The sequence below is a fragment of the Citrobacter sp. Cb080 genome, from assembly GCF_030334745.1.
In the GTDB taxonomy this organism is placed as follows: domain Bacteria; phylum Pseudomonadota; class Gammaproteobacteria; order Enterobacterales; family Enterobacteriaceae; genus Citrobacter; species Citrobacter braakii.
Genome location: NZ_JAOWDG010000076.1, coordinates 1 through 5,618, shown reverse-complemented (window position 1 = coordinate 5,618; position 5,618 = coordinate 1). Strand labels below are relative to the sequence as shown.

Sequence of the window (5,618 nt, the reverse complement as noted above, 5' to 3'; positions counted from 1 at the left end):
TGATGTAGCCCCCTGAAACACCGGACAGTAGCTGTATCTCCAGATAAGAGATAGGCTTGAATATATGTCTAACACTAACGCCAATTTTGAGATGACCGGGATCCTGTTAGGGCAAGAAGTCCGTAAACGTAAAACTCCTCAGGAGAAGATCGCCATTATCCAGCAGACGATGGAGCCGGGTATGAATGTCTCCCATGTCGCCCGCCTGCATGGTATCCAGCCCAGCCTGCTGTTTAAGTGGAAGAAGCAATATCAGGAAGGCAGCCTCACCGCCGTTGCGGCTGGAGAGGAAGTCGTTCCTGCTTCTGAGCTTACTGCTGCTCTGAAGCAGGTCCGGGAGCTTCAGCGCCTTCTGGGCAAGAAGACGATGGAAGTTGAGATCCTGAAAGAAGCCGTGGAGTACGGTCAGTCGCGAAAATGGATAGCGCACGCGCCCTTGTTGCCAAAGGACGGGGAATAGCCATGGTCTGCCGGACCATGGGCGTGTCGCGTGCGCAACTGTCACTGCGGATTAACCGTTCTGCCGACTGGCAGGACAGGCGCTGTAACCGGCGTAATGAAGAAGCAGACGCAGAAATACTGTCGGCTATCCTCAACATTATCAGCGATATGCCGAGTTATGGTTATCGACGCGTGTGGGGCATCCTGCGCAAGCAACGTCGCACAGAGGGACAGCTACCTGTGAATGCCAAACGGCTTTACAGGATAATGCGTGAGCATAACCTGTTGTTGTTGCATCACAAACCAGAGCGACCGAAGCGTGAACATAAGGGCAAGATAGCGGTGGCAGAAAGCGATATGCGCTGGTGTTCAGATGGCTTCGAGTTCGGCTGCGACAACGGCGAAAAACTGCGGGTAACGTTCGCGCTGGACTGCTGCGACCGTGAGGCCATAGACTGGGCAGCAAGCACGGGAGGCTATGACAGTTCGACCGTGCAGGATGTGATGCTGAGGTCGGTGGAAAAGCGCTTCGGCGACAGGTTGCCCGACACAGCGGTGCAGTGGCTGACGGATAACGGTTCAGCGTATACCGCGTATGAAACGCGGAGGTTCGCGAGAGAGCTGAATCTGGAGCCCTGCACAACAGCGGTGAGCAGCCCGCAGAGTAATGGCATGGCCGAACGGTTCGTGAAAACGATGAAAGAAGACTATATCGCGTTCATGCCAAAACCGGATGTGAGAACAGCACTGCGAAACCTTGCAGTAGCGTTCACGCATTACAATGAAAACCACCCGCACAGCGCGCTGGGATATCACTCCCCGAGGGAATACCGGCGGCAGCGGACATCGTTAACTTAAGATACAAAAGCTGTTCGGAGATGGAGGGTCAAGATCACAACTTGGTCACTACTTCATTCATTGCATAGTGCACAAATTGCTTTCCTAGTTCGGTCAGTACATAAGATTTTGTGTTCTCGAAAGCAGACTCAAGCGTTGATGTGCCTCGCTTGGCTTGCGGAGCATGCCTTTGTTTTAAGAACTGACCATCTTCTGTGGTATTACGTGCTTGCCTAATCACTCCACCTGTTGACAGATCTCTAATTAACATTTTGTAGAGATCAGCCTCAGCCGAATCTTCGCGCGGAATTATTTCATGCAATTCCATCCATATTTCATAACGGGTTACGCCAGGATTTTGATAAATAATCCTGATAACCTGAAAATGAACTTCGTGATAAATGTTAAGCCAATCTATAAATAAACGAATAATATCATCAGAACATATTTTAGAACTGACAGCATTAGTTATCATATTAGATACTAGTTGTCTTTTTTCTTGTGTATCAGCATCATTCCATACTCGGAAACTTTTGCGAACTAAATCTAGATACTCCTCAGACTCAAGTCTTTCGTTGATATCCTCGCCTAGTTGTTCAAATCTCTTTGCTATAACATTTAAAGTTGAATTTAAATTTTCTAGTTTTTTATGATGTTCTTCAAGCCACTTTGTTTGTAATGAGTTTAATTTTATATTGCCTTCTTCGCTTTTAAAATTTGCAATAGCACCTAAAAAACCTCCAATCCAAGGTATGCTCCCTAATGCTGCAAGAGCGAACTGTTCTGCTAATCTTTTCTTATTAGAAGGGTTTAAACTATCTATTTCATTTCTAAAATCAATAATATCAAAATTATCATCATCCATTTAAATGATTCCTTTTATGTCGCATGAGAATACTTAAAATATATGCTTGTTTAACATAAGGATGAATCGATTATTGAGATTTCTATCAAGGATTAACATTTTAGTTACTATGGGCACGCAGTGCTTTCCATTCAAGCACTAGTTTCGACTATGGTTACAAAAAGTTTTTTTGCATTTAACTGTTCACACTGTTCACCTTGGTTATTTATCATTTTATATCATGTGGTTAGGTGGTGATGAGTTGGTGAAGAGTGAACAGTCGACTCTTCACCTTTGTGATTTTTGCTCATTCTGGATCTGTCCGGTCGGGCGATGCGCGGGGTGATAAAAAGTTTTTTCAGGTTTTACTGTTCACACTGTTCACCTCTGGTTTTTTATCAATGATTTCATAGTGATACAGGGTGGGTATACGGTGAGGGGTGAACAGTGGATTGTTCACCTTGTGGCAATGGCCAGAAAGGAAAAGACCGGCTGTTGCCGGTCTGAGTGAGGTTATGTTGCTGCGGGTTCGTCGCACTTCGGCAGCCAGTCGCCGTAGCTTTCCTCTTTCAGCGACAGATTGGTTTGTATCCCCTGCTTGGTGTGCCGCTTCTCATAATTCAGGCCGAACTCTTTCAGCATCATGGGCAGCCCCAGCCCGAACATTTTCAGGCTGAGCACGTTCCTGTATCCGTTAGCCTCCATATAGGCCAGATACGCGTGATAAAGATATTTACGGTAATTACGCGGGATAATACTGGCATTACCCATAAACATCCCGTTGGTCTGCGGGAGCATTTCCAGATAGCCGCAAAAATCAAACGTCGGGTCAGCATCGCGCTTGATGCTGAGTGCCTCGTCGGAGTTCTGCTGCGACTGGAGCAGTGCGCGGGCGGTCATCGGGTCGCTGAATTTCTGCATAAGCTGGCGCACAATGACGGCCAGCTCGCGTGCAATTTTATCCCTGAGCTGCGGGTCGCGTTCTTCCGGCGCAATCTGCTCCGGGAAGTGAATAATCACCCGGCGACGTGACACCCCGCCGCTGCGGTCGGTGAAGCGCATGGGATTATTGTTCACGGCCAGAATCACTGCCGGAATATGTGTTGAGTACGGGTTCTGGTATTTCGGGTCAACTGAGACCGCATCGCCGCCGGTGATGGCCTTAAGCCCTGCGCCGTCGCCGCTCCATTTTTCCTGGTCTGGCAGACGGATTAGCGAGAAGCCAATCAGGGATGCACGTTTGCGCGGGTCTTCCAGTGTGTCGATATCGGCTGACGTGGCATTATCTTCCCCGGCAAGCAGGGTCGCGATTTCAGCCAGAATACTTTTGCCACTCCCGCCGGGACCGGTGACTTCGAGAAAGAGCTGCCAGTCGTAACGGTTCGCCAGCACCATAAACAGCGCAGCCAGAATCACGTCGCGTTTTTGTGGACTTTTACCGGCCGCACGGTCGAGCCAGCGCCAGAAGTTCGGCGCGTGCGTCTCCAGCGTTTCCCCTTCCACCGGCGGGGTAAAATCCACGTCGCACAGCGTGCGCAGCCAGTGCGATTTGTGGTGCGGGCTGAATACGCCGCTCTGGGTATCGAGTACCCCGTTGCGAAAACCAATCAGACGGCGCGCCGGTGTATCCTGCTGCGGAATAATCAGTTTCAGGGTCTCCACCACCGAGGCAATTTTCCCGGATGAGAACGGGGCGCGTAAGCGCTGGAATAAATCAGCCACATTCCGTGAAAAAGTGGCGGCAGGGATATTTTTCCAGATGCCGTTTTCATAGCGGGACAGGAGCTGGCCGTTCGCATCCACCGCCAGCGCTTCGCCGTAATGCTCATGCACCCGCAAAGCCTTGTCGCTGGCGCTCATGGCGGTAAATTCCGCCTCACTCATGGTATCAAACGGACTTTGTGCCGGAGGCCGGATAGCGTCATAAATGGCTTTGCGCGTGGCTTCCTCGCCGTACTGTATAAACGCATCATTCCAGTCACCGAACACCGGCGGCAGGGCAACAATGCCCTCACAGGCATCTGCGGCCGCAGCGGCTTTACTCTGGCCGTCGCCGTTAAGGTCACGGTCGGCGGCGAGGACAATCTGACAGGCCGGGTGTTTATGACGGGCAAGGCTCGCCAGAGAAAGGAGGTTCACCGACGACAGTGCCACCATGACGGTTTCGCCGGTCAGGTGATGTACGGTGAGCGCGGTCGCATAGCCCTCCGCTATCCACAGGCGTTTTCCGGCCTGTTTTTTCCCTTCGATGACATGACATGCCCCTTTAACCTGGCCGCCTTTCAGAGTGCGTTTGAGACCGTCAGCATTGATAAGCTGAAGGTTAACCAGTGCGCCGGTATCGTCATACAGCGGGACAACCACATCCCCGGTGTGGAACGTCACGCCGCCGGTTTTATGCATGACGGTGAGCGTCAGACATTCCAGAGCGGGGAAACCCTTGCGGGTGAGGTAGGCGTTGCCGGTGGCCGGTCGGGTTTTCTCCATGAGCCTGACGGCCAGCGCGGTCGCCGCTTTGCGGTCGGCCTCCGTTTCAGCCTCTGCGGCCGCAATCACTTCCGGGGCAACCGGCGGCAGGTTGCCGGTCACGGCGTTTATCTTTCCGGCAGCTTCTGACGGGGTCACGCCAAATACTTTCTCTACCAGCTTAAGCCCGTCACCTGCACCGCACTGATTGCAGAACCACGTCCCGCGCCCCTCTTTATCGTCAAAGCGGAAACGGTCAGAGCCGCCGCATACCGGGCAGGACTGATGGCGGTTTTTAATCACCCTCACACCCAGTGCCGGGAGAATGTTCGACCAGTGGCCGCACGCCTGTTTTACGGTTTCTGTTACGTTCATTTTCATGGTTATTTTCTCCCTCAGTGCAGTACCGGCGACGTGATATGACGGGCGCAAAGCTCATCCATCACGGCCAGCCCGAGAAAGGACAGCGACGGGGCGGCTTTCAGTGGTCCGGCTTCCATTAAATCTTCCAGCAGTGCACAGGCAATCTGACGGCCTTTTTCCTCGCCGTGCTGGCGCAGGTAGAAGCCCTCCAGCTCGGCGGCAATGGCGCTTTCCAGCGCGTCGAGGGTGAGGTGCGGGTAGCGGTGCTGGCGTTCGCACAGGGTCAGCCATGCACAGGCCACTGCGCGACGATACAGCGCGGCGCGTAATACGGGCGGTAATGGCTTTTTCATACGTTACCCTCCCCGGTAAGCCACTGCTGATTGCAGCGTTCGACCACGCCGTCGAGCTGGGCGGTCATGAGGTAAATCACGGAGGTGAGCTGTAACTGCTGCGCCGGGTCACGACGAACGGTGGCGCAGTCCTGCACCTGCATCAGGTCGCCGACGAGCTGGCCGACGTTGCGCATATGCTCCAGACATTCGAGGTCACGGGCGGTAATGGTGGTGTGTCTCATGCGCGCACCTCCGCAACCGGCAGACGGCCAGCGAACGAGAGAACGTAATCGCGAACGAGAGAAAGACGTGCGGCGTGCTCATCACCGGCA

At 52.7% G+C, this 5,618-nt stretch carries 6 protein-coding genes; 1 reads left to right on the top strand and 5 read right to left on the bottom strand.

Going from position 1 to position 5,618, the window contains the following annotated elements; genetic code table 11:
• Nucleotides 1–91 precede the first annotated feature (91 nt).
• A protein-coding gene (locus tag OGV38_RS15775) for an IS3 family transposase (RefSeq protein ID WP_117086587.1) occupies nt 92–1,299 on the top strand; the annotation gives its coding sequence in 2 pieces (ribosomal slippage) (nt 92–413 and nt 413–1,299; 1,209 coding nt in all).
• Nucleotides 1,300–1,333: 34 nt separating this feature from the next.
• Here OGV38_RS15775 and OGV38_RS15770 read toward each other — a convergent pair.
• The 5 genes from OGV38_RS15770 to OGV38_RS15750 all read right to left on the bottom strand — a co-directional run.
• The gene (locus OGV38_RS15770; RefSeq protein WP_286473956.1) at nt 1,334–2,143 is read right to left on the bottom strand and encodes a hypothetical protein; all 810 of its coding nucleotides are present in this window, start codon (nt 2,141–2,143) and stop codon (nt 1,334–1,336) included.
• Nucleotides 2,144–2,635: 492 nt separating this feature from the next.
• Nucleotides 2,636–4,969, bottom strand: coding sequence for a primase-helicase zinc-binding domain-containing protein (locus tag OGV38_RS15765; protein WP_193146801.1), 2,334 nt, complete (start codon nt 4,967–4,969; stop codon nt 2,636–2,638).
• 14 nt (nt 4,970–4,983) lie between these two features.
• Nucleotides 4,984–5,304 (bottom strand): DUF5375 domain-containing protein, encoded by a 321-nt coding sequence (locus tag OGV38_RS15760; protein ID WP_000743146.1) that lies wholly within the window; start codon nt 5,302–5,304, stop codon nt 4,984–4,986.
• On the bottom strand, nt 5,301–5,528 hold the full coding sequence (locus tag OGV38_RS15755; RefSeq protein WP_001216599.1) for a hypothetical protein: 228 nt from the start codon (nt 5,526–5,528) through the stop codon (nt 5,301–5,303). The genes OGV38_RS15760 and OGV38_RS15755 overlap by 4 nt, the downstream gene beginning before the upstream one ends.
• A partial coding sequence (locus OGV38_RS15750) for a host cell division inhibitor Icd-like protein (protein WP_286473824.1) occupies nt 5,525–5,618 on the bottom strand: 94 nt, incomplete at its 5' end. The genes OGV38_RS15750 and OGV38_RS15755, both read right to left, overlap by 4 nt.

Excerpts from the sequence above, each read along its gene's own strand:
- OGV38_RS15770 (WP_286473956.1), bottom strand. The coding sequence starts at position 2,143 with ATGGATGATGATAATTTTGATATTATTGATTTTAGAAATGAAATAGAT.
- OGV38_RS15765 (WP_193146801.1), bottom strand. The coding sequence starts at position 4,969 with ATGAAAATGAACGTAACAGAAACCGTAAAACAGGCGTGCGGCCACTGG.
- OGV38_RS15760 (WP_000743146.1), bottom strand. The coding sequence starts at position 5,304 with ATGAAAAAGCCATTACCGCCCGTATTACGCGCCGCGCTGTATCGTCGC.
- OGV38_RS15755 (WP_001216599.1), bottom strand. The coding sequence starts at position 5,528 with ATGAGACACACCACCATTACCGCCCGTGACCTCGAATGTCTGGAGCAT.